Raw genomic sequence first — 22,901 nt, 5'->3', positions numbered from 1 at the left:
AGACTGACCACGGCAGAGCAAGTATTCTATTCCCTGTGCAATCTTGAATTCTGCCAAGCCATGGCCCTTCGGGGCCATCTTTTATTCTGTTTATGCCTCATTTCATCCGGCTCGGCCATCATGTATGCTATGGCCAAATTCACGAGCAGGGCCATTCCCATGAAAATATCCCAAAACACCGTGGTGACGCTGGATTTTACCGTCACTAACGCCAACGGTGAAATTCTCGACTCGACCGAAGGTAAACAGCCGTTGCAGTATCTGCACGGTACCGGCTATCTGGTGGCCGGCCTGGAAGCGGTGCTGGCCGACAAGGTGGTGGGTGAGGATTTTGAAGTGACCCTGTCCCCGGAACAGGCTTACGGCGAGTATGACGATTCGCTGGTACAGTCGGTACCCGGAGAGCTGTTCGACGGCATGGAGGTGTCCGAGGGTGATACCTTCGTGGCCGAGACCGATGACGGTCATCGTCCGGTGACCATCATCGAGGTGGCGGAAGAGTACGTGAAGGTGGACGGTAACCATCCGCTGGCCGGCATGACCCTGGGTTTCAAGGGCGTGGTGCGTGAAGTGCGGGCCGCCACCGAGGAAGAGCTGGCTCACGGCCATGTGCATGGCGAACATGGCCACGATCATGATCATGATCACGAGGGCGGTTGCTGTGGTCACCACCACTGATACCGGCTCGGCAACAAAAAAGGCGCTTCGGCGCCTTTTTTGTTGCCTTATTGTGAGGCCTCACCTACCTCAATAATGAGGCGGTGGGGTTTCCTCTGCCTGGCTGGCGACGTCGCTGGGTTGTAGTTCCTTGACTTTTTTCACCATCAGGCTGAGCTGGGCCTTGAGCCGGACGATCTCACCGCCCTGGGCGGTAATTTCCTGGTTGAGCTGGTCGATGGTATCGTCCTGAAACGCGAGCCGGGTTTCCAGCTGCTCCAGGCGGTGGATGAGGTCTTCATTCATGGTTGCTGTTCTCTCTGAGGCAGGGCCCAGGTTTCCCCCAGGCCGGCTGAGCTGATGCTGTAAAGCCGTTGTCGATCAATAAAGGCCACGCCATAGACCATGGCGCTGGCCGGGCGGAGCCGGGTATGCAATCCCACCCGCCAGCTGCCCAGCAACTGGCCACTGTCCATCTGCCATAGGTCGAGCCTGCGGGCGGTGCCGCCGGTCAGCAGGCGGTTATTGGCCGGGTCCAGGCGGGCACTGACAAAAGTCTGTCCCCGATGGGGCACCTGCAAGCTGGCCACCGGCTCGCCGGACGGCAGCCGGCGGATGATGCCGCTGCCCTGGGCATCGGCACTGAAGGCATAGCCGCCGTCCTGGTCCAGGCGTACCAGGCTGACGCTGTGGGGATGCTGCCAGCGGGCGAGGATGGCGGCATCGGTGGTTTGCCATAATATCACCTGGCCATCGTGGCTGGCGCTCAGGGCGTAACGTCCGTTGGCGGACAAGTCCAGGCTATTGATGCGATCTTCATGGCCCAGGAACAGCAGCCGGCGGCCGTTGCTCAGGTTGACGTGCTCCGCTTCCCCGCTCTGGTAACCCAGCAGCAGGCTGCGGCCTTCGTCGGCCAGGGCCAGGGTACGCAGGGTGTGGTTGAGCTGGTAGAACCCCAGGTTGCGTCCGGTTTCCAACGACCACAGTGCCACCCGATCTTCGCTGGCGGTGGCCGCGGCACGGCCATCGGGCGAAATGGCCAGCAGTACTATGTCCTGGAGGGATTCGTCCTGATACCAGTGGTAGAGCGGCTCCGGGTCTCCGTGCCGCCATACCTGCACCGGGCCCGGTCCGGTGGAAACCAGGGTATGGCGACCGTCGGCACTGGTTTCCGCGGCGAGCACGGTGCCTTCGGCATAACGGCTCTGCTGCAGCGGCGTATCGCCCGCGTCACAGCCGGTAAGCAGCAGAAGTGTGACGCACAGCGCCGTTGTCAGCAGGCGTATCGGCATTTTTGTCGGCTTGGGCTTTCGCATCGGCAAGTTGAAACGTTAGTATAGGTCTTGAGTTATAAGCATCTCATTTTCCATGGGGTTTTTCCCCTGTTCTGGAGTCAATAATGAAAAAACTGTTGCAAGTCAGCTTGCTGGCCTCCGCCGTCATGGTAGGTCTGAGTGGTTGTAAGGATGAGCAGGCGACGGCACCCGCTCCGGCGACCGAGCCGGCATCGGCCCTGACCAGCTTCGAGGATAAATCCGCTTATGCCATCGGCCTGTCGATGGGGCGCTATATCGGCTCCACCCTGGAAAAACAGCAGGAACTGGGCGTTAGCCTGAACAACGACGTAATCCTGCAAGGGGTGAGAGACGGCTTTACCGATCAGGGCCGCATGACCGATGAGGAAATCCAGAATGCGCTGATGGCCTATGATGAGCACATCAACGAACTGATCGAGACCCAGGCCAAAGAGCAGGCGGCTGCCACCCTGGAGGAAGGCAAGAGCTTCCTGGAAGAAAATGCCCAGCGCGAAGGGGTGCAGGTTACCGAGTCCGGTCTGCAGTATGAAGTGCTGACCCAGGGCGAAGGCGAGCAGCCGGTGGCGGAGGACGTGGTGACCGTGCATTATGTCGGTACCCTGGTGGACGGTACTCAGTTCGACAGCTCGGTCGACCGGGGTGAGCCGGCGAGCTTCCCGCTCAACCAGGTGATTCCGGGCTGGACCGAAGGTGTGCAGCTGATGTCGGTGGGGTCCAAGTACAAGCTGTTCATCCCGGCCGATCTGGCCTATGGCGAGTCCGGGGCCGGCACCATCCCCGGTAATGCGGTACTGATTTTCGAGGTCGAACTGCTCGATATCGAGCGGGCCGACCAGCCGGAACCTGACGCTCCAGCTCAGGAATAAGTTGTGAAGCGGCGCCGGAAGGCGCCGTTTTTATTGGGGCGGCAGCAGTTCCCGCCAGTGGCGGGAGCTGTGCAGCAGCTGTTCTTTGCGGGATTTGTGCAGTCGTTTCAGCCGGCGTTCCAGGCGCAGTGCCTCGGCCTTGTCGGCAACCGGCCGGCACCAGACCAGTTCGGCCGGACGGCGTGCCCAGACATAGCGGGAAGCGCGTTTCACCAGTTGGTTATGCTCCCGGCAGCGACGCTCGGGATCCAGGCTGATGCCGGTATAGAGGCTGCCGTCTCGGCAGCGCAACAGATAAATAAACCAGGTGTCCGTGGCCGGGTGGCACATAGCGTCTAGGTCTTCAGATACGTATGGAACGGGATCATAACGAGGTTTTCCATGAATAGAAATGACCATGGTTCGGCCCTGTTGCTGGGCGGATTGATTGCGGTGGGGCTGATCTGGAGCGGCAGCTACCTCAAGGACGCGGTAAGACTCTGGAAACAGGCGGAGCGGGTGGTGGCGGTGAAGGGACTGGCCGAGCGTCAGGTCGATGCGGATCTGGCGTTGTGGCCGCTGAGTTTTTCGGTCTCGGCCGATAGCCTGGCCGAACTGTATCGGGCCATCGACCGCGACCGCAACAAGATTTCCGCTTTTCTGACTCAGTCGGGGTTTGGTCCGGAAGAGCTGAGTTTCGCCGCCCCGGTGGTGCAGGATCTGTGGGCCAGCCAGTACGGTGAACAGCGGCCTCCCCAGCGCTACCGGGCCGATGCGGTGCTGCTGGTGCGCAGCCGACAGGTCGAACGGGTGAAGGCCAGTCAGCCGGCCACGGCCGAACTGGTGAACCAGGGCGTGCTGCTGACCCAGAGCTATGAACACAAGACCCAATATGTGTTTACCGGGCTGAATGACATCAAGCCGCAGATGATTGCCGACGCTACCGCCAATGCTCGGGAGGCGGCTCAACAATTCGCCAAGGATGCGGATGCCGAGGTGGGGGCCATTCGCTCGGCCCAGCAGGGTTATTTCTCGGTGGCCGATCTGGATCTGTACACTCCGGAGATCAAGCAGGTCCGAGTAGTCACCAGCGTCGAGTACCTGCTGGAATAGCTCAGCCGCCGTCCAACCGCAGTAAGGACAGGTGCTGATGGAAGGGGGCGGCGTCCATAAAGCCGGTGACTCGGCTGCCGGCGGGCTCGGTGCCGGCCTGGTCATAGAATATCAGGGTGGGCAGACCCATCACCCCGAGTTGGTTGAGCAGGGCGATGTCGTCCGCATCGGTGGCGGTCACATCGGCCTGCAACAGCAGCATCTGGTCCAGCCGTTGTTTCACCTGGGGCTGGGGAAAGGTTTTCTGCTCGAAGTCCTTGCAGGCCACGCACCAGTCCGCATACAGATCCAGCATGACGGCTTTACCCTCGGCACTGGCGGTGGCAAGTTGTCGCGAGAGTTCATCCGGGGTTTTGACCTGAATAAAGTCGGGATGTTCGGCTTTATCGGCTTGGGACAGTTGTTGCCAGCCTCCGAGCAGCAGCAGGCCGCCGGCCGTCACCAGGGCCGCCGCGGCAAAACGACGCCAGGCGGCCCTCGGCAGGCGGCGGTGGTGACGGTAGTAATAACCGACCATGCCGGTGCCGAGCAGCAGCCACAGCCAGCGGCTCTGACCGTCGGTGAGCCACCGCTCCAGCATGATGATGGCGACCGCCAGCAGCCCGAACCCGAACAAGATTTTGACCTGTTCCATCCAGATACCGGCCTTGGGCAGGAGTTTTCCGCTGCCGGCGGCCAGCAGCAGTAACGGCAGGCCCATGCCCAGACTCAGGGCATAGAGGGCCAGGCCGCCCAGCAGGAGATCGCCGCTCTGCGCCACGTAGAGCAGGGCGCCGGACAAGGGCGCGGTGGTGCAGGGAGAGCAGACCAGGCCGGAAATCATCCCCATCAGTACCACCCCGGGCGTCGAACCGGCCCGATGGCGGTTGGCCAACAGGGCCAACCGGCTCTGCAGGCGGCCTGGCAGCCGCAGCTCAAACCAGCCGAACATGGCCAGGGCCAGCAGGCCGAACAGCAGCGCCAGGGTGGCCAGCACGGCGGGGTGCTGCATCAGGGCCTGGGCCTGCATGCCGACGGAGGCAACCACCAGCCCCAGCAGGGTATAGGTCAGAGCCATGCCCTGGACATAGGCGAACGCCAGCCACAGGCTGCGGCCGGTACCGACCTGGCCGGCGCCGGCAATCAGCGCGGTTACTATCGGGTACATGGGAAAGACGCAGGGAGTGAAGGCCAGTCCCAGGCCCAGCACAAAAAACAGCCCCAGGCTCAACCAGTGCCCCTGTGCCGCCAGGCCGGCCGCGAACCGCTCTTGCGAACTGAGGGGCGGTTCGTTCATCGGCTGACCGGCCGGTGCCGGCAGCAGCTCGCCGGCGGCGGATGTCAGCGGAATCTCCAGCCGTTCGGGCGGGTAACAGAGGCCGGCGGTGCACCCCTGGTAGCGCAGCTCGGCGCGTCCGCCGGGTTCGAATTGCTCCAGCGGGATTTGTAACTGCAGTTGCTGGTAGTACACCTGGCTTTGGCCAAAGTATTCGTCTTCGTGAGGGCGCCCTTCAGGCAGGCTCCAGTCGCCGAATGTTGCCTGTACGGGCGTGACCGAGATGCTGTGGCGGTAAAGATAGTAACCGGGCGCTATGCTGACCGTGATTTGCAAGGCATCCGGCGTTTGTCGGCTGCTGACGGCAAAGGCCTGCTCTACCCGCAGGAAGGCCGACGCCGGGGCTCTGTCCTGGCCAAGACCCAGCCGTTCCAGCAGGCCGGCATGAGCCGGAGCGAGGGGCAGGCAGCAGGCCAGCAGCAAACAAAGAATACGAGACATGGCTTACCTTAGATTGAAATCAGGGCCCGAAACGTTCGGCTCATCATAGCCGGGTGAAGCCGCAGCGGCTTGACCTGGGTCATAAAGCCGTCATCGGGCCGGGGTTCGAACGTTCACTATAGCGCCGACCTGGGTTAAGGTCAGCGCAGGGGCCGGCGTCGGTTTGAAAATTGGCCTTCTCGTCCCCATGTTAACGATTCAACCATATCACGCCTGAATGGCGCAGTAGATGAGGTCACAGTGGGTAAAGTTTTTTTAGTATTCGTCGGCGCCATCTTGCTGGAGATTTTTGTATTTATCGAGGTGGGCTCGGCCATCGGTGCCTGGAACACCCTGGCGCTGATCGTGCTGACGGCGGTGGTCGGCATCAGTCTGGTACGCATCCAGGGTATCAATACCCTGATGGAAGCCCAGCGCAAGATCAACCTGGGCGAGCCGCCGGCCCGGGAAATGGTGTCGGGCATGATGCTGGCGATGAGTGGCGTACTGCTGCTGTTGCCGGGATTCGTGTCGGATCTGGGCGGTGTGTTGCTGCTGTTGCCTCCGGTCCGGGCCGCCCTGGCCGAGCGTTTCTTAAGCCGTGCCCATGTACGGGGCCACAAGGGACATACTTTTACTGCCGAATACCATTACAGCCGTGAAAGCCGCCAGGCCGATGAGCGACTGCAGGACAAGAGCGCGGGCAATACCTTTGATGGTGAATACGAGCGCAAAGACGATAAATAACCCGGGGTCGGGAGCCGAACCTCCCGCGGTTTTCTTCCTGCGCCGGCATTTTGCCCCGGGTTATCTCAGCGGATGATTGATGCGCCAGGGAAAACGCTGCCAGGCGAACAGGCAGGCGAACATGCCGGCCAGGATGTTGGCCAGCAGAATACCGGTGAAGATGCCGGCTTCACCTTGCCACCAGGCTCCCAGCCAGGCCAGTGGCAGCAGCAGGCCAAACAGCCGGAAGCCGTTCAGTAGCAGGGAAATACCGGATACCCGCAAGCCATTCAGGGCCGAAGCCAGCAGCATAAAACAGCCCTGCAGGCCATAGCCCAGGGGAACCAGGCGCAGATAGCGCTCTAGGTGCGTGGCGACGTCAGGACTGTCGGTAAAGATCCGGGCTACCAACGGCGCCAGTATCCACAGCAGACCGAACACCACCAGTTGAAAGCCGACGGCGAAGCGCATGGCCAACAGCAGGGCATGGCGGCTGCGCTCATGCTGGCCGGCGCCGGTATTCTGGGAAATAAAGGGGGCCAGCACCGAACTCAGCGCCATCATCACGATCAGTACCAGGGCCTCGATACGGGAGGCAGCCCCGTAGGCGGCCACCACTTCCGTGCCCATGCCCGCCAGTACCGTGAGCAGCAGGGCGGTGGCGACGGGATTGAGCATATTGGTAAAAGAGGCGGGAATAGCCACCTGCAGCAGTTGGTGCCAGTGGCCCAACAGTTGGGCCGGGGCGGCGAGGGGCGACACCAGCAGCCGTTCCCGTCGTCGTAATAAATAGAGTCCGACCATCATGGCCATCAACCAGGAACAGGCCGAGGCGATGGCCGCGCCCTTGATGCCCAGTGCCGGGAAGGGCCCGAGGCCGAAGATCAGCAAGGGGTCGAGCAGGCCGTTGACCAGACCGGCCACCGTCATTACCAGGCTGGGAGTGCGGGTATCGCCGGTAGCCCGGATGGCGGCATTGCCGACCATGGGCAGCACCAGCATGGGCACCGTCAGGTACCAGATCAGCATATAGTCATGGATCAGCGGCAACAGGGCATCTCCGGCGCCCAGCAGCCGGAACAGGGGCGCTATGGTGGCGGCCCCGAGCCAGGCCAGCAGGCTGACCAGCAGCCAGGCCAGTAACAGGCCGTGGCTGGTGAACTGTGCGGCCTGTTGCTGGTCGCCGGCGCCCAGGGCCTGCCCCAGGCTGGCGGACAGGCCAGCACCCAGGCCCATGGCCAGGGAAATAACCAAGAAGGTGACCGGAAAGGTAAAACTCACCGCCGCCAGCGCCTCGGTGCCCAGCAGACCGATGAAAAAGGTATCCACAAGGTTGAAGGCCTGGATGGCGATGATGCCGAGCGCCATGGGCCCCGTCATCCTGGCCAGTTGCGGGCCTATGGGGGCTGTCAACATCGAGTTGTGTTTTGCCACTAAGGTTCTCTTGATATGGGTGGGCCATGACCGCCTGATGCGGCGGCCATGATAACGCCCTGGCCACAGCTTTAAAAAATTTTTATCTTTTCCCCTTGAAGGTGAGAAATGCGCTCCCATATAGAAGGTCAACGGAACAGTTTGCGGCCGTCGGCCGTTTATCTAACTAAGGTAACAACACTCATTGGGAGAGTTATCGATGAACATTCGTCCATTGCACGATCGCGTCATTATCAAGCGTATTGAAGCCGAGTCCAAATCTGCCGGAGGCATCGTTTTGACCGGCTCTGCCGCCGAAAAATCCACCCGTGGTGAGGTGCTGGCGGTAGGTAATGGCCGCGTCCTGGACAGCGGTGAAGTGAAAGCCATGTCCGTCAAGGTGGGTGACAAGGTGATTTTCAACGAAGGCTTCGGTGTCAAAACCGAGAAGCTGGATGGTCAGGAAGTCCTGATCCTGTCCGAAAACGACATCCTGGCTATCGTCGAATAATAATCCGGTTTTATTCACTTTAAAGGAACATAAACAATGGCTGCTAAAGACGTAAAATTCGGTAATGACGCCCGCGTAAAAATGCTGAAAGGCGTGAACATCCTGGCCGACGCGGTCAAGGTGACCCTGGGCCCGAAAGGCCGTAATGTGGTGCTGGACAAGTCCTTCGGTGCCCCCAATATCACCAAGGACGGCGTGTCCGTAGCCAAGGAAATCGAGCTGGAAGACAAGTTCGAGAACATGGGCGCCCAGATGGTGAAAGAAGTGGCCTCCAAGGCCAACGACGAGGCCGGTGACGGCACCACCACCGCCACCGTGCTGGCCCAGTCCATCGTCAACGAAGGCCTGAAAGCCGTGGCTGCGGGTATGAACCCGATGGATCTGAAGCGCGGCATCGACAAGGCCGTGATCAAGGCGGTAGAAGAGCTGAAAGGTCTGTCCGTACCTTGCAAAGACACCACTGCCATTGCCCAGGTGGGTACCATTTCCGCCAACTCCGATGAAACCGTGGGCGCACTGATTGCCGAAGCCATGGAAAAAGTGGGCACCGATGGTGTCATCACCGTGGAAGAAGGACAGGGCCTGCAGGACGAGCTGGACGTGGTGGAAGGTATGCAGTTCGACCGCGGCTACCTGTCTCCCTACTTCATCAACAAGCAGGAAACCGGCACCGTCGAACTGGATGACCCCTTTATCCTGCTGGTCGACAAGAAAATCTCCAACATCCGTGAACTGCTGCCGGTGCTGGAAGGTGTGGCCAAGCAATCCAAGCCGCTGCTGATCGTGGCCGAGGACGTGGAAGGCGAAGCCCTGGCTACCCTGGTGGTCAACAACATGCGCGGCATCGTGAAAGTCGCCGGCGTCAAGGCTCCGGGCTTCGGCGACCGCCGCAAGGCCATGCTGCAGGACATCGCGATCCTGACCGGCGGTACCGTCATTTCCGAGGAAGTGGGTCTGGAGCTGGAAAAGGCTACCCTGGAAGATCTGGGTCGTGCCAAGCGCATCGTGATCACCAAAGACAACACCACCATTATCGATGGGGTGGGTGAAGTGGCTGCGATTGAAGCTCGTGTGGCGCAAATCCGTCAGCAGATCGAAGACTCTTCTTCCGATTACGACAAAGAGAAGCTGCAAGAGCGCGTAGCCAAGCTGGCCGGCGGTGTTGCGGTCATCAAGGTGGGAGCCGCCACCGAAATGGAAATGAAAGAGAAGAAAGCCCGTGTCGACGACGCCCTGCACGCGACCCGTGCCGCGGTGGAAGAAGGTGTGGTGCCCGGCGGCGGTGTGGCCCTGGTGCGCGTGGCCGCCAAACTGGTTGGCCTGACCGGTGACAACGAAGACCAGAACGTGGGTATCAAAGTTGCCTTGCGCGCCATGGAATCCCCGCTGCGTCAGATCGTTTCCAACGCCGGCGAGGAAGCATCCGTGGTGGTGTCCAAAATCAAGGCCAGCGAAGGTAACTATGGTTACAACGCCGGTAACGACACCTACGGCGACATGCTGGAAATGGGTATCCTGGATCCGACCAAGGTGACCCGCTCTGCCCTGCAGTTTGCCGCATCCGTGGCCGGTTTGATGATCACCACCGAAGCCATGGTCACCGAACTGCCGAAAGACGCCGCGCCGGCCATGCCGGACATGGGCGGCATGGGTGGCATGGGCGGCATGATGTAATGCGACGAGAGTCGCGCAGGTAGCTAGCCTGGCTGGGTTACACCCGAAGTGACCACTAACTTATAGGGTGGTGGTCACTGCCGTTTCCAGCAGAAAATAGCATTTGAGAAAACCCGATATTCGGGCTTGTTTCCAGGCCCGAATATCGGTACTCCGTAAGGAGTTCCGAATTCAGGTATGGGTGATGAGCCTGTATCCCCGCATTACGCGAATGATACACGTTGAAGCAGTCTCGAAATCTGAGGTTGTGAGGTAACGGGAATATCCGTGTCTATCAAAAGCTAAGCACCTGCCGGTGTGAAGCTGTGTTCGATGATTGTTCCACGCGATGCTCGGTCAAAAGTAACTTGGCCGGTGTGGTGAGCGGAACCTGTTGTGCAACCAACAGTAGCCTAGGGATAGTGCGTCACTGGTAACGGTGGGGTTCGAAGCTTCCTGACAATGTACTCCCCGCAAGGGTTCGGTTTACATCGCGAGGTGTGCCGGAGATTTCGCCAGTAGCAGGTGAACTGAGAGGCTAGGCTGGGTCATATGGTCAACATACGTGAACTGCTAACAAGCACCGTCAGCCGCAATGAGCGCAAGCTACTGATGCGCTCTGACCAAAAGGTACAAGGCTGGCTATCCCTCTTACATCTGGGGATACGTTGTCATCAAGCCTTCGGTGTATTGGCAGGACCTAAGTGACTCGTGTCATCGGCACGGAACTCGGAAACCCCGTATTTTCGCCCCGGTTTAACGACGAGGGGCAGGCGAAGAGCAATCGACGCTGTTGGAGGTGCGGGTTTGGGAGGTCGGAAAAAGCGAAGGCTGTTCTGTAATGGAGCGGATAGGGGGTTAAAGGTTCCTCCACCGGAAACGGGAGCCCACGTCCGACAGGTCTTTAATCGTGTGAAGGCGTGTAAAGCGCCCACAGTGACATGAAAGGTGGCGAAGCGGCCTAGAACCGACTTCGCCTGAACCCTTGCGGGAGCAGATTTCACTCCCGCAAGGGACTGATCCATCTGTTTCTCGCTCGGGGCTTTCATAAACAAAGCACTGAGGAGAATAGCAAGATGAGTACTGAAGTTCATGTACCTGCATTTTCCCACCCGGCTGAAAGCTGGCACACCATTGACTGGTATGCCATGCACAGACAGGTGAGGGGGTTACAGGTTCGAATCGCGAAGGCGACTAAAGAGCAGCGCTGGCGCAGGGTGAAAGCCCTGCAACGGATGCTGACTCGCTCGTTTGCGGCCAAGGCATTGGCCGTCAGACGAGTCACCGAAAACCGGGGCAAGAAAACGCCCGGTGTTGATGGCGAGTTGTGGAGTACGCCCGAGGCAAAGTGGAAGGCCATCGGCCGGTTGGTCAGGACAGGGTATCGTCCTCGACCGCTGCGTCGTATCTATATTCCCAAAGCGAATGGCAAACGCCGGCCGCTGGGAATACCGACCATGCTGGACCGGGCCACGCAGGCGTTATACCTGCTGGCACTGGAGCCGGTGTCGGAAACAACAGCCGACCGCAACAGCTATGGCTTTCGACCCATGCGCTCGACGGCGGATGCGATTGAGCAATTGTTCGTCAACCTCAGTCGTGGCAATTCCGCTCAATGGGTGCTGGAAGGAGACATCAAGGGCTGCTTCGACAACATCAGTCATGACTGGTTACTTGCCAACATACCGTTGGACAAACAGGTACTCGGAAAGTGGCTGAAAGCGGGCTTTATGGAGTCCAATCGTCTGTATCCGACCGAGGCAGGAACCCCGCAAGGGGGGATCATCTCGCCGGTGTTGGCCAACATGGCACTGGATGGGCTGGAGGCGGTGCTCGAATCCCGTTTCGGGAAGAAGAACACCAAGGCCAGTTACAAGACCAAGGTCAACTACGTGCGCTATGCGGATGACTTCGTGATCACCGGTATCTCGCAAGAGCTGCTGGAAAGCGAGGTCAAGCCTCTCGTCGAAGCCTTTATGGCGGAACGGGGGTTAACGCTGTCACCGGAAAAAACGGTGATCACGCACATTACGGACGGGTTCGATTTTCTGGGGCAGAATCTGCGCAAGTATCACGGCAAGATGTTAATCAAGCCGAGCAAGAAGAACCTGCGCGCCCATCTACAGAAGATCAGACACATTGTCAGAGGTAACCTGACGGCCGAGCAGGGCAACCTGATACGTCAGCTCAATCCGGTACTTCGGGGTTGGGCCAACTATCACCGCCATGTGGTCGCCAAGGAAACCTTCAGCTATGTGGACTACAGAGTCTGGAAACTGCTCTGGCGCTGGTGCTGTCGCAGGCACAAAAACCGCTACAAACGCTGGGTGATGGGTAGGTATTTTCACACAGTGGGCGGGCAGCGTTGGGTGTTCCAGAGTGTTGATGCCGAGGTCAGGCCGGTACGGCTGTTCAAAAGCAAAGACATCCCGATCAAGCGGCACATCAAGATCAAGGCGGAGGCCAATCCCTATGATCGCGACTTCGAGCTGTACTTCGAACAGCGGCTGGTTAAGCGCTGGAAGGAGAACAAGTTTGTGCTCGATAAAGTTCGCAGGATTTGGGAACGCCAAAACCACCGATGTCTCGTCTGCAATCAGCTGTTCCAGGATAAGGATGACTGGGATCTTCACCATGTCATTCGGCGAACGGACGGCGGCGGCAGTGAGAGCGGGAATCTGATGATGCTGCATATCAACTGTCATCGACAGGTGCATAATTTGTCGGGATGAATGCAGGAACCGTGTCAATATACATGGGCAAACACATACTAGCTGGTCATTGCTCTGGGCATAGATGACTAGCTATGATGTTGGATGTGTTCGCATTACTCGACAATCTGAATGGAGGCTCAATGCTTACACAGGAACATGCAAAGATACTTCAAGCGCTGGAAGATGGTCAGTTCGCTAAAGGTGTAGACGAATCAGTCCGTGACATCAACATGGATGCGTTTGAGGAACTATATCGAGCGAAAATGTTAGAGGCGGTAGACGCTGGCGCCGATGATGGATGTTGTTATCTTAACCCCAAAATCACGAACAGCGGTCGCCAAGCCTTGGCTGACTATCGAGAGCAGAAGAAAAGTTGGTGGCAAAAGCTAAAGTGGTGGAAAAAAGTGCCTTCAATGCTTGTTGGTATCGCCACGATAGTCGGAGCAATCGCCACAGTCTATGCTGTTGTCAAGTAAGTAAGTCTCATTCTTGTTGCTGGCTCTTGCTTAAGCAGGGGCTTATAAAGGCTTGAGCCGTATGCGGGGAAACTTGCACGTACGGTTCTTAGGGGGCGGCGGTGCAGTAATGCGCTGCTGCTACCCGACAATCGCATCACCGCTGGTCTGCCGACCATCATGCTAAAACCGGGCCCCTGTGGCCCGGTTTTGTTTTGGACTTCTGGTGGAGATGGTGGTTTCTTGTCGGTATAACCAAATTAAACTTCAGATTGGTTGTGTGATTTAGGTATTATGTTTTTTTAACATCTAAAGTTCTTTTTGAGTCCTTTCTGGATCGGAGAGCGGGATCATCTGGCGACAGTGTGATGGTGGCCAGTTTCTCTGGGCTTAAGGAGGAGCGGTAATGAAACTCATAGGCTTGGTGCTGATGCTGCTGTGGCCGTGGCAAGGCAAGGCGGCGGAGCCGGTGGTACTCACCATCTTCGGCAATATCCAGCTCGACGGAAGGCATTATGAACAACTGGATTATACCCTGAGCGAGTTGCAGGCCCTGCCCCAGGCCGACATCACCACGACTCACCCCTGGGTACAGGAGCCTCGTCACTACCGGGGGCCGGAGCTGGTGGCAATACTGACCGGCCTGTTCGGTCATACCAGGATCAAAACCCTGTATCTGGAGGCGCTCAACGGGTTTAGCGTTGCCGTCGACTGGCAGACGGTGGCGCCCTTCCACCCCATCCTGGCCTGGCAGGAAGATGGCCGGGTGATGGGACGTCGTGACAAAGGCCCCCTGTGGTTGATGCTGCCCTTTGATCAGGTTCCCGAGCTGCAACAGGCCGACTTCCTGCATTTCATGGCCTGGCAGCTCAGGCACGTAAGGGTTCATACGGAGCTCAAGTGAAACTCGCTTTTCTCCCCACCGACGACCTCGGATCCCAATATGGCAGCGTGCAGCCGTTCAAGGCGGTTGTTGCCGGGATATTACTGTTGTGCATGATCATTTTCGGGTCTGGGGCGACCCATACCCTGGTCAGTATTCGTCAACACAATACCCTGCTGGAGCAGCGGACCTATGAGGTGCCCTGGTCCCTGATGCAGCTGCAGCTGGAAATGGGGCGTTTTCTGGATGCGGTGCGTTTACTGCACGCCGATGCCATTCGTCACGACGAGCTGCTGCTGCGTTACGATATTCTCTGGAGCCGGACTCCCATCCTGCTCAGCAGCCAGTTCAAGGATACCCTCAGTGAGCGGCCCGATTTGTGGTTGCTGATCCAGCAGATAGAAGCCCGGGTCAGGGAACTGGAGCCGCGAGTGCAGGTGCTGGCCCCCGGTTCGGACGCCTATCGGGAGATCCTGGCGGAGCTGAGCCCTTACCTGGAGCCCCTGTCGCGTACCGTCACCGCCACCATGCACGGCAATGTCCGGTTTTATGCGGAATACGATAACGCCTACCGGCATCTGGGGCAGAAGCTCTATATCCAGATCGTCGGGCTCTTTATTACCGCCGGCCTGCTGCTGCTATTGCTGCTGCGGGAATTATGGCACTACCGAACCCTGCAACTGCATGATCCCCAGACCGGCCTGCCCAACCGGTTCGCCCTGCAACGACGGATGGCCCCGATGATCGAACAGGGCATGCCTTTCAGTGTGACCGTGCTGGAGCTGGAGGACTTTACCCAGCACCACCATCGGTTTGGTTTCGAAGTGGCCGACCGTCTGCTGCAGGCGTTCAGCCGGCGCCTGCAGCAAAGTCTGCAACCCCATGAGTTCATCGCTCAGTTTGGCCGGGAGGGGGTGGTGGTGGTCGCCAAAGGGGTGGTCGAGCTGGAGGAGGTACGGGCCCAACTGTCGCGTTTTCGTCAGGCTCTGAGGACGAAAGAGGCCATTGCTGCCCATGACTTTTATATGACGCCGTTGATCGGGGTGGTGCTCTATCCGGCGGATGCGGATAACCTGGTCGAGCTGCTGGCCAGAGGCGAATTGGCGCTGGAGCTGTGCAAGCGGGATCAATTGCCCTATGTGATCTTCGATCCTTCCTTGCTGAAAGAAATATCGCGCCGACAGACTCTGGCCAGGGATCTGCCGGCGGCTCTGGATAGCGATAGCCTGAGCCTGCATTTTCAACCCATGGTGGACCTGCAGGGGGGGGATTGTCATGGACTGCAGGTCTTGCTGTACTGGCATCACCCCGGTCTGGGCATGATATCGCCGGCCGAGCTGCTGCGGGTGAGCGAACAGTTCCAGCTGTCGGAGCGGGTCTTTCTATGGCTGCTGAATACCGCCTGCCGCCACCTGCAGCTCTGGCAGGGGCTGGCTGGCCGCCCGCTGTTCATCAGCCTGAATGTGCCGCCTGCGCTGTTTCGCCCCGGCCTGGAACACAAGCTCCTGCCGGTGTTGCAGGAATATGGGCTACATGTCGATAGCCTGGTGCTGGATCTGAACGAAAATATGGTGATGCGGGATGCTTATGAGGCGCAGGCACTCATGGACGGCATTAAGGCCGCCGGCGTACGCATGGCCCTGGCCGATTTTGGCAGTGGCTGTTCGGCCTGGGGGTACCTGTCCCGCATGCCGCTCAGCTGGCTCAAGCTGGATGCCACTTTCTGTAATGGCATCGAGCGGCCCGGGGAGCCTCGTCGTCAGCTGGAGGCCCTGTTTACGCTGGGGCGGCTACTGCAGCGCCCCTTGATCTGCAGCGGTGTCGATCATCGGGGAGAACTGGAGGTGATCCGCGGCATGGCGGAGGAGATGCTGGTACAGGGCGACCATATCTGTAGCCCCTTGGCGGCGGTAGAGATGTTCGACTGGTTGAAAAGCCGCCGTCGATAACGACCGGCGGCGTGGCCGGATGGCTAGGGCAGGCGCATAAACTGGTTCATGGTTTCGGCCAGCAGCCGGATTTTATGTACCATCCGTGCCAGCAAATCCTGGTATTCCTCATCGGCTGCCATGTCCAGCAGCTCCAGTTCTTCCGCCAGTTCGGCCACATAAGGCATAAAGTGATCCGCATGAGTGATGAACTGGCTGTCTTCGCGTAATACGGCGCTGAACTTGGCCTGGCCGCGACCACGCAACTCGGTCAGCTTTTTATCGGCATCGATGGCCTGGTGATACAGCTCTTTCAGGGTGTCATGCAATTTTGCGGTGACGGAATCGTGCATGTCTGTTCCTCAACAGGGTTCAAGACCAAGGTCTATGGGGGTTTTACTCAGTTCGCCGCCGATTTCGCGTACCAGTCGGGGCACCAGAAAGCCGGGGAGCCGGATCAGCAACTGGGCCAGCAGGGCCCTGGCCTGTTCGTCGCTGACGGCAAAGTGGGCGGCCCCCTGGACCTGGTCGAGCTGGTGCAGGTAATAAGGCAGTACTCCTGCCTCGAACAACCGTTCCGACAGCTGGCACAGGCGAGCGGCATCGTCGTTGACTCCCGCCAGCAGCACGCTCTGGTTGAGCAGGGTAATACCGGCCCGGCGCCACTGATTGAGCCGTTCGCTCAGCATGGTGTCGAGCTCGTTGGCGTGATTGATATGCAGCACCATCACTGCCTGTAGTCGGCTCCGGCTCAGCCGCTGTTGCAGGGCATCCGTCAGCCGGGTCGGGATCACGACCGGCAAGCGGGTGTGGATGCGCAACCGCTTGAGATGCGGTATCGCCTCCAGGCGGTCGAACAGGGCGCTCAGCTGTTCATCCTTGGCCATCAGCGGATCGCCGCCGGACAGGATCACCTCGTTGATGTCGGGGTCGGCGGCGACATAGGCCAGCGCCTCCTGCCAGCCTTCCCGTCCCGGCGCGTTGTCGGCATAGGGAAAATGGCGGCGAAAGCAGTAGCGGCAATTGATCGCACAGCCGCCGCGCAGTACCAGCAGTACCCGGGATTGATATTTGTGCAGCAGCCCGGGCAAGGCACTGTCGTGTTCCTGCAAGGGATCCGCCACGTATCCGGGGACCAGTTCGAATTCTTCGTTCAGGGGTAAGACCTGGCGCAGCAAAGGATCTGCGGGATCGCCCGGACGCATCTTGTCGGCAAAGGGGCGGGGGACCCGCATCGGAAACAGCCGGCGGGCCTGGAATCCTTGCTGCCAGGGGCTCGGGTCGATATGCAGGTAGTCCAGCAGTTGTTCGGGGGAGGTAAAGGCCTGGGCAAGTTCTTTTTGCCAGTTAATATGTAAATCGCCCCCGTTTAGGGGTATCATTGCCGGCATTTTCTGCAACTCTGTCAAATTCACGAGGGTAAAATGGCCTCTTATAGTACCAACGAATTCCGTTCCGGCCTAAAGATTATGCTGGACGGTGAACCTTGCGCCATTATCGAAAACGAATTCGTCAAGCCCGGTAAAGGCCAGGCCTTCAACCGCGTCAAAATCCGCCGCCTGCTGAACGGCAAGGTACTGGAGAAGACCTTCAAGTCCGGTGACTCCGTGGAAGCCGCCGACGTCATGGACATGGAACTGGCCTATCTGTACAACGACGGTGAGTTCTATCATTTCATGAACAACGACACCTTCGAACAGCTGGCTGCCGATGACAAGGCCGTGGGTGATGCCAGGCTGTGGCTGAAAGAGCAGGACGTGTGCATCCTGACCCTGTGGAACGGCGCGCCCATCTCCGTGACCCCGCCCAACTTCGTGGAGCTGGAAGTGGTGGAAACCGATCCTGGCCTGAAGGGCGATACCGCCGGCACCGGCGGCAAGCCCGCGACCCTGAGCACCGGCGCCGTGGTACGGGTACCGCTGTTTATCCAGATCGGTGAAGTGCTGAAGGTCGACACCCGCTCCGGCGAGTATGTGTCCCGGGTGAAGTAAGTCTTTATTGTTCCCCGATAATAAAAACGGCGCCCGGTGGCGCCGTTTTTATTTATTCTTTGCCGTAAACGTTGTTTTCCTGCTCCCGCACCCGGATGAAGGTGGTGCGCTTGGTCAGCTCCTTCAGCCGCTGGGCACCCACATAGGTACAGGTCGAGCGCACACCGCCGAGAATATCCTGAATGCTGTCTTCCACCGGCCCGCGATAGGGCAGCTCCACGGTCTTGCCCTCGGCGGCCCGGTACTTGGCCACGCCGCCGGCGTGCTTTTCCATGGCGCTGGAAGAGCTCATGCCATAGAACTTCATCCACTGCTTGCCGTCCCGCTCGACGATCTCGCCGCCGCATTCCTCGTGGGCCGCCAGCATGCCGCCCAACATCACGAAGTCGGCGCCGCCGCCGAAAGCCTTGGCCACGTCACCGGGGCAGGTGCAGCCGCCGTCACCGATGATCTGGCCGCCCAGGCCGTGGGCGGCGTCGGCGCATTCGATAATGGCCGAGAGCTGGGGATAGCCGACCCCGGTCTTGACCCGGGTGGTGCATACCGAGCCGGGGCCTATGCCCACTTTGACGATGTCGGCACCGGAGAGGATCAGCTCCTCCACCATTTCACCGGTGACCACGTTGCCGGCGATGATGGTATGACGCGGGCAATGTTGGCGGACCTTGCTGACAAAAGAAGTGAAGTGCTCGCTGTAACCGTTGGCGACGTCGATGCAGATAAAGCCGAGCTTGTCGGACAGGGCCAGGATCTGCTGCAGCTTCTCGAAGTCATTGTCGGAGGTGCCGCTGGAAACGACCACGTGCCGCAGCGTCTCGGCCCGCTCGCCCTGCACAAAGGCCTGCCACTCGGCTACCGAGTAATGCTTGTGCACCGCCGTCAGTATGTCGTGGCGGGCCAGGGCCCTGGCCATGGCAAAGGTGCCCACGGTGTCCATGTTGGCGGCGATGACCGGCACCCCGGACCACCGACGACCTGAATGCTTAAAGGTGAACTCCCGGTTCAGTTCAACCTGGGAACGGCTGTTGAGGATCGAACGCTTGGGGCGAAACAGCACATCCCTAAAGCCCAGTTTCAAGTCTTCTTCGATACGCATGGTGTAACCTCGATAAGTGACAGGCACAAAAAAACCGGGGGTTTTTTAGGCCCCCGGTTTTCAGCATTCTAGTACGGGTTATTTTTTTTGCAACTATCCTGACTCATAAATCAGCAATTTGCTTTATGTGTAACTATATGGCGTGGGCTCCATTCCTGACCCAAAAAGCTGACTTTTTAGTACAGAATGCCTTGGTCGCCGCCATTTTTCGCCTATAATCAGCCGGTTCACGCCGTCCGCCAGAAGTCGGCCAAGACACACACGCAATCGTTTGCCGGGTATCGTTGGGCCGGCATCATCACCTAAAGGAGAAACCCGCAGTGGCCGAGCCGCGCTTTCATTATCCCTGGTACAAGAAAGAAGATACCGATGCCTTCTTCGCCCTGTTCCAGAACAATATTGCCAACTTCGTCATTATCACCATCACCATGCTGGGGATGGGATTCCCTCAGGAGCTGGTATTCGGACAGGTTATCCCGGGGGCGGCCATTGCCGTGCTGGTGGGCAACTTCTATTACGCCTATACCGCCAACCGACTGGCCCATAAGGAACAGCGTACCGATGTGACCGCCCTGTCCTACGGCATCAGTACGCCGGTGATGTTCGTGTTTCTGTTCGGGGTACTGCTGCCGGCCAAGACCATGACCGGGGATCCGGTGCTGGCCTGGAAAATAGCCGTTGGTGCCTGCTTCCTGAGTGGCCTGCTGGAAGTGCTGGTGAGCATCATCGGCCGCTGGGTGCAGCGCAACCTGCCCCGGGCGGCCATGCTGGGGGCGGTGGCCGGGGTGGCCCTGACCTTTATCGCCGGTGAAATGATGTTCAAGACCCTGGAGATGCCGGTGGTTGGCCTGTTCGTGCTGGCGGTGATCATCATCGGCATCGTCGGCCGGGTGGTGTTGCCCTTGCGCATGCCCGCCTCTTTGTTCGCCATTGTGTTCGGTACCCTGCTGGCCTATCTGCTGGGCGCGAGCGACAGCGCCAGGATTGCCGAAGGGCTGTCTCATTTCGGTTTCTATCCGGTGCTGCCTTCCATGGCGGCGTTCGATGGCATGACTTACCTGTTTGGCTCGATGATCGGTATTCTTACCGTGGTGCTGCCCATTACGCTGTATAACGCCATCGAAACCATGAACAACGTGGAGGCGATGGAAGCCGCCGGTGACAGGTACGATGTGCGCGAATGCCAGGCGGTGGACGGGGTAGGCACCATGATCGGCGCCCTGTTCGGCGGCCTGTTCCCCACCACCGTCTACATCGCCACCGTGGGGGCAAAGTGGATGAAAGCCGGCCGTGGCTACAGCATCGTCAACGGGGTCGTCTATCTACTGGCGGCCATGTTCGGTCTGATCGCCGTGATTTCGGCGCTGATACCGGTGGCGGTGGTGGCACCTATCCTGGTGTTCGTGGGTATGTCCATGGTATCCACGGCTTTCCAGACCAACGCCAAGAAATACTACCCGGCGGTGGCCCTGGCCATGCTGCCCTACTTCGCCAACTATGTGATGACCCGCTTCAACAATGCCGCCGGCGAGGTGGTCAGCCGCATTTCCGACGGCATAGTGCCCCTGGGCCAGGGCGCCATGTTTACCGCCATGATGCTGGGGGCCATGACCGTCTGCGTGATCGACGGCGCCTTCAAGCGGGCCATGGTGTTTGCCCTGTGCAGCGCCGGGTTTTCCTTTGTGGGACTGATGCACGCCCCCAAGCTCGGCTTCTATGCAGCACCGGAATTTGTCATGGGTTATCTGGTGATGGCATTGCTGTTTGCCTATTACGCCTTCACCGGGGTGGTAAAGCGCGATGACCATGTGATCGGTGAAGATTGAACCGGAATAGCGATTCGAAGGGTGCCCAGGCACCCTTTTATTTTGCTCAAACTTACGCCATGCTGTTGTCATCCTGACGGGAGGGCGCGTTCATGTTCACTATTCTGGGGCTGGATCATCTGGTATTGAGGGTGAGGCAGCCCGAGCGGATGCTGGATTTTTATTGCCGGATCCTGGGTTGTACCCTGGAGCGGGAAAGAAGCGATATCGGCCTTTATCAGTTGCGCGCCGGCGCCCAGCTTATCGATCTGGTGGACATCCGTGGCCCCCTGGGCGGGGACGGGGAGGCGGCGGAACAGTGCAAGGCCAATATGGATCACTTCTGCCTGCGCATCACCCCCTTCGAGCCCGATGCCCTGCTGCTCTACCTGGAGTGCAACGGGGTCATCTGCGAGGAGCCACAGCTTCGTTACGGTGCCGAAGGTGAAGGCCCGTCGGTCTATGTGTTCGACCCCGAAGGCAACCAGGTGGAGCTAAAAGGCCCTTCCTGAACTGGCAAGTCGCGATTTTAAGGGTAAAATTCGTATTTTTGGTGCCATCATTCCATGACGACCTTCTCCTGGCCGCCCACGGCCCCTCTTTCCTTTCTGCAACAGCGTGCCCGGCTGCTGGCACAGGTTCGCCAGTTTTTCTCCGAACGGGGGGTGCTGGAGGTGGATACCCCGACCCTGGCCAGCGCCGGGGTGACCGATGTTCATCTGGACAACTTCATTACCCGCTTCGTCGGCCCGGGCATGGCCGCGGGGCTTGAGCTCTACCTGCAGACCTCGCCGGAATTTCATATGAAACGGCTGCTGGCGGCGGGTAGCGGGCCCATCTACCAGATCTGCAAGGCCTATCGCAACGAGGAGTCGGGCCGTCTGCACAACCCCGAGTTCACCATGCTGGAGTGGTACCGGCCCGGTTTCGATCATCATCAACTGATGGACGAGATGGCCGAACTGCTGCAATGGGTGCTGGGTTGCACAAACCCTGAGCGGCTGAGCTACCAGCAGGCCTTTATGACCACCCTGGGCAGTTGCCCGCTGACGGCGCCGCTCGATGAGCTGCGCCGGGCCGGCCGGGGGCTGGGAGCTGATGACCTCGTCGCCCGGGAGGAGGACAGGGACACCCTGCTGCAGCTGCTGTTTGCCTTGGGGGTGGAGCCGCGCATCGGCCAGCGTACCCCCTGCTTCGTCTACCACTTCCCTGCTAGCCAGGCGGCCCTGGCGCGCATCAGCCCGGAAGATGAGCGGGTGGCGGAGCGGTTCGAGGTCTACTTCAAGGGCATCGAACTGGCCAATGGTTTTCATGAACTGAGCAATGCGGACGAGCAGCGCCGTCGCTTCGAGCATGACAACAAGGAGCGAGCCGCCCGTGGACTGGCTGTCCGGCCGGTAGATGAATACCTGCTCGCGGCCCTGCAGGCCGGCCTGCCCGACTGCGCCGGGGTGGCGTTGGGGATGGACCGGCTGATCATGCTGGCGCTGGGGGCCGAGCGGCTGGAGCAGGTGATCGCTTTTCCGGTCACTCGCGCCTGATTCAGTGGCGGGGCGGGTAGTTGGCCAGTAGTTCCGCTACCTGTTGTTCGATGCGTCGGCTGCGTTCGGCGCCTTTTATTCGTTCGGCGGGAAAGGCGCGGGGATGCTTGCTGCTCCACACCATCCTGCCGTTGCCGGGTTCCTCCAGCCAGAGCAGGAGCTTGAGCTCCCGCACCGCACCATAGACCCGTTCGTCGTCGTCCCAGAAACGTCCGTGACGCGAGGTCAGCCGTGGCGCTGCCGTCAACAGCCGGGTTTCTTCCACCAGCCGGTAGTTCAGCCAGAGCGATGCCCGGTCGGGCTCTGCCAGGCGCAGGCCGTGTCCCGGCAGCAGGGCCAGGACCGAGGTGGTGATGCGGGCGCCGTCCAGGGATTGACGGTCTGCCGTGGGAGCCAGGGCGACACTGGTGAAGCGGTTGAAGTCGGTGTCTTCGGCGTAGTCATAGGGGGCGGCGCAGCCGCTCAACAGCAGGGCAAGAAGCAGTAGGCGTAGCATAAGCGTGATCTCCGGCCGGGGTC

23 protein-coding genes are annotated in these 22,901 nt (G+C 59.5%); 14 read left to right on the top strand and 9 right to left on the bottom strand.

Annotated features, from left to right (window positions below; genetic code table 11):
• Positions 1-159 precede the first annotated feature (159 nt).
• Positions 160-678: a peptidylprolyl isomerase gene (slyD, locus tag ACEVBK_RS15825; RefSeq protein WP_375055861.1), complete on the top strand. Its 519-nt coding sequence runs from the start codon at positions 160-162 to the stop codon at positions 676-678.
• Between the two features lie 69 nt (positions 679-747).
• Here slyD and ACEVBK_RS15820 read toward each other — a convergent pair whose 3' ends face one another.
• Both ACEVBK_RS15820 and ACEVBK_RS15815 read right to left on the bottom strand, forming a co-directional pair.
• Positions 748-963, bottom strand: a complete 216-nt coding sequence (locus ACEVBK_RS15820) for a SlyX family protein (protein ID WP_375055860.1) — start codon at positions 961-963, stop codon at positions 748-750.
• Positions 960-1,949, bottom strand: coding sequence for a WD40 repeat domain-containing protein (locus ACEVBK_RS15815; RefSeq protein WP_375055859.1), 990 nt, complete (start codon positions 1,947-1,949; stop codon positions 960-962). The genes ACEVBK_RS15820 and ACEVBK_RS15815 overlap by 4 nt, the downstream gene beginning before the upstream one ends.
• Before the next feature lie 107 nt (positions 1,950-2,056).
• Here ACEVBK_RS15815 and fkpA point away from each other — a divergent pair, with 107 nt between their 5' ends.
• Positions 2,057-2,839 (top strand): FKBP-type peptidyl-prolyl cis-trans isomerase, encoded by a 783-nt coding sequence (gene fkpA / locus ACEVBK_RS15810; protein ID WP_375055858.1) that lies wholly within the window; start codon positions 2,057-2,059, stop codon positions 2,837-2,839.
• A 30-nt stretch (positions 2,840-2,869) separates the two neighbouring features.
• Here fkpA and ACEVBK_RS15805 read toward each other — a convergent pair whose 3' ends face one another.
• Positions 2,870-3,169, bottom strand: a complete 300-nt coding sequence (locus ACEVBK_RS15805; protein WP_375055857.1) for a GIY-YIG nuclease family protein — start codon at positions 3,167-3,169, stop codon at positions 2,870-2,872.
• 51 nt (positions 3,170-3,220) lie between these two features.
• Between ACEVBK_RS15805 and ACEVBK_RS15800 the strand changes: the two genes are divergently transcribed.
• Positions 3,221-3,931, top strand: a complete 711-nt coding sequence (locus tag ACEVBK_RS15800) for an SIMPL domain-containing protein (RefSeq protein ID WP_375055856.1) — start codon at positions 3,221-3,223, stop codon at positions 3,929-3,931.
• A 1-nt stretch (position 3,932) separates the two neighbouring features.
• Here ACEVBK_RS15800 and dsbD read toward each other — a convergent pair whose 3' ends face one another.
• Positions 3,933-5,687 carry a protein-disulfide reductase DsbD gene (dsbD, locus tag ACEVBK_RS15795; RefSeq protein WP_375055855.1) on the bottom strand — a complete coding sequence of 585 codons (1,755 nt, stop codon included), beginning with the start codon at positions 5,685-5,687 and terminating at the stop codon, positions 3,933-3,935.
• Positions 5,688-5,927: 240 nt separating this feature from the next.
• On the opposite strand from dsbD, the gene ACEVBK_RS15790 reads away from it, so the two are divergent.
• A complete protein-coding gene (locus tag ACEVBK_RS15790; RefSeq protein ID WP_375055854.1) occupies positions 5,928-6,413 on the top strand; it encodes an FxsA family protein in 486 nt (161 codons plus the stop codon).
• 60 nt (positions 6,414-6,473) lie between these two features.
• On the opposite strand, the gene ACEVBK_RS15785 is transcribed toward ACEVBK_RS15790, so the two are convergent.
• Positions 6,474-7,808, bottom strand: coding sequence for an MATE family efflux transporter (locus ACEVBK_RS15785; protein ID WP_375058589.1), 1,335 nt, complete (start codon positions 7,806-7,808; stop codon positions 6,474-6,476).
• A 217-nt stretch (positions 7,809-8,025) separates the two neighbouring features.
• Between ACEVBK_RS15785 and ACEVBK_RS15780 the strand changes: the two genes are divergently transcribed.
• The 6 genes from ACEVBK_RS15780 (at position 8,026) to ACEVBK_RS15755 (ending at position 15,970) form a co-directional block, all read left to right on the top strand.
• A complete protein-coding gene (locus tag ACEVBK_RS15780) occupies positions 8,026-8,316 on the top strand; it encodes a co-chaperone GroES (RefSeq protein ID WP_375055853.1) in 291 nt (96 codons plus the stop codon).
• A gap of 36 nt (positions 8,317-8,352) precedes the next feature.
• Positions 8,353-9,990, top strand: coding sequence for a chaperonin GroEL (gene groL, locus ACEVBK_RS15775; protein ID WP_375055852.1), 1,638 nt, complete (start codon positions 8,353-8,355; stop codon positions 9,988-9,990).
• 1,055 nt (positions 9,991-11,045) lie between these two features.
• On the top strand, positions 11,046-12,701 hold the full coding sequence (ltrA, locus tag ACEVBK_RS15770) for a group II intron reverse transcriptase/maturase (RefSeq protein ID WP_375055851.1): 1,656 nt from the start codon (positions 11,046-11,048) through the stop codon (positions 12,699-12,701).
• Positions 12,702-12,823: 122 nt separating this feature from the next.
• Positions 12,824-13,159, top strand: a complete 336-nt coding sequence (locus tag ACEVBK_RS15765) for a hypothetical protein (protein ID WP_375055850.1) — start codon at positions 12,824-12,826, stop codon at positions 13,157-13,159.
• 385 nt (positions 13,160-13,544) lie between these two features.
• Positions 13,545-14,042 carry a molybdopterin-binding protein gene (locus ACEVBK_RS15760; RefSeq protein WP_375055849.1) on the top strand — a complete coding sequence of 166 codons (498 nt, stop codon included), beginning with the start codon at positions 13,545-13,547 and terminating at the stop codon, positions 14,040-14,042.
• Positions 14,039-15,970, top strand: coding sequence for an EAL domain-containing protein (locus ACEVBK_RS15755; protein ID WP_375055848.1), 1,932 nt, complete (start codon positions 14,039-14,041; stop codon positions 15,968-15,970). The genes ACEVBK_RS15760 and ACEVBK_RS15755 overlap by 4 nt, the downstream gene beginning before the upstream one ends.
• A 23-nt stretch (positions 15,971-15,993) precedes the next feature.
• On the opposite strand, the gene ACEVBK_RS15750 is transcribed toward ACEVBK_RS15755, so the two are convergent.
• Both ACEVBK_RS15750 and epmB read right to left on the bottom strand, forming a co-directional pair.
• Entirely contained in the window at positions 15,994-16,302 is a 309-nt protein-coding gene (locus ACEVBK_RS15750; protein WP_375055847.1) for a hypothetical protein, read from the bottom strand.
• 9 nt (positions 16,303-16,311) lie between these two features.
• A complete protein-coding gene (gene epmB, locus ACEVBK_RS15745) occupies positions 16,312-17,331 on the bottom strand; it encodes an EF-P beta-lysylation protein EpmB (protein WP_375055846.1) in 1,020 nt (339 codons plus the stop codon).
• Between the two features lie 42 nt (positions 17,332-17,373).
• On the opposite strand from epmB, the gene efp reads away from it, so the two are divergent.
• A complete protein-coding gene (gene efp / locus ACEVBK_RS15740) occupies positions 17,374-17,940 on the top strand; it encodes an elongation factor P (RefSeq protein ID WP_375055845.1) in 567 nt (188 codons plus the stop codon).
• A gap of 52 nt (positions 17,941-17,992) precedes the next feature.
• On the opposite strand, the gene ACEVBK_RS15735 is transcribed toward efp, so the two are convergent.
• Positions 17,993-19,036: a GMP reductase gene (locus ACEVBK_RS15735; RefSeq protein WP_375055844.1), complete on the bottom strand. Its 1,044-nt coding sequence runs from the start codon at positions 19,034-19,036 to the stop codon at positions 17,993-17,995.
• Between the two features lie 320 nt (positions 19,037-19,356).
• On the opposite strand from ACEVBK_RS15735, the gene ACEVBK_RS15730 reads away from it, so the two are divergent.
• The 3 genes from ACEVBK_RS15730 to epmA all read left to right on the top strand — a co-directional run bounded on the left by ACEVBK_RS15730 (position 19,357) and on the right by epmA (position 22,382).
• Positions 19,357-20,862: a solute carrier family 23 protein gene (locus ACEVBK_RS15730; protein WP_375055843.1), complete on the top strand. Its 1,506-nt coding sequence runs from the start codon at positions 19,357-19,359 to the stop codon at positions 20,860-20,862.
• A 92-nt stretch (positions 20,863-20,954) separates the two neighbouring features.
• Positions 20,955-21,353 carry a VOC family protein gene (locus ACEVBK_RS15725; RefSeq protein WP_375055842.1) on the top strand — a complete coding sequence of 133 codons (399 nt, stop codon included), beginning with the start codon at positions 20,955-20,957 and terminating at the stop codon, positions 21,351-21,353.
• Between the two features lie 54 nt (positions 21,354-21,407).
• Complete coding sequence (epmA, locus tag ACEVBK_RS15720; protein ID WP_375055841.1) at positions 21,408-22,382, top strand: elongation factor P--(R)-beta-lysine ligase; 975 nt, start codon at positions 21,408-21,410, stop codon at positions 22,380-22,382.
• Between the two features lies 1 nt (position 22,383).
• On the opposite strand, the gene ACEVBK_RS15715 is transcribed toward epmA, so the two are convergent.
• Positions 22,384-22,878, bottom strand: coding sequence for a DUF4136 domain-containing protein (locus tag ACEVBK_RS15715; RefSeq protein ID WP_375055840.1), 495 nt, complete (start codon positions 22,876-22,878; stop codon positions 22,384-22,386).
• Positions 22,879-22,901 lie beyond the last annotated feature (23 nt).

The organism is Zobellella sp. DQSA1 (assembly GCF_041950555.1).
Classification (GTDB): Bacteria; Pseudomonadota; Gammaproteobacteria; order Enterobacterales; family Aeromonadaceae; genus Oceanimonas.
This window is presented reverse-complemented; position numbering and strand designations above follow the sequence as displayed.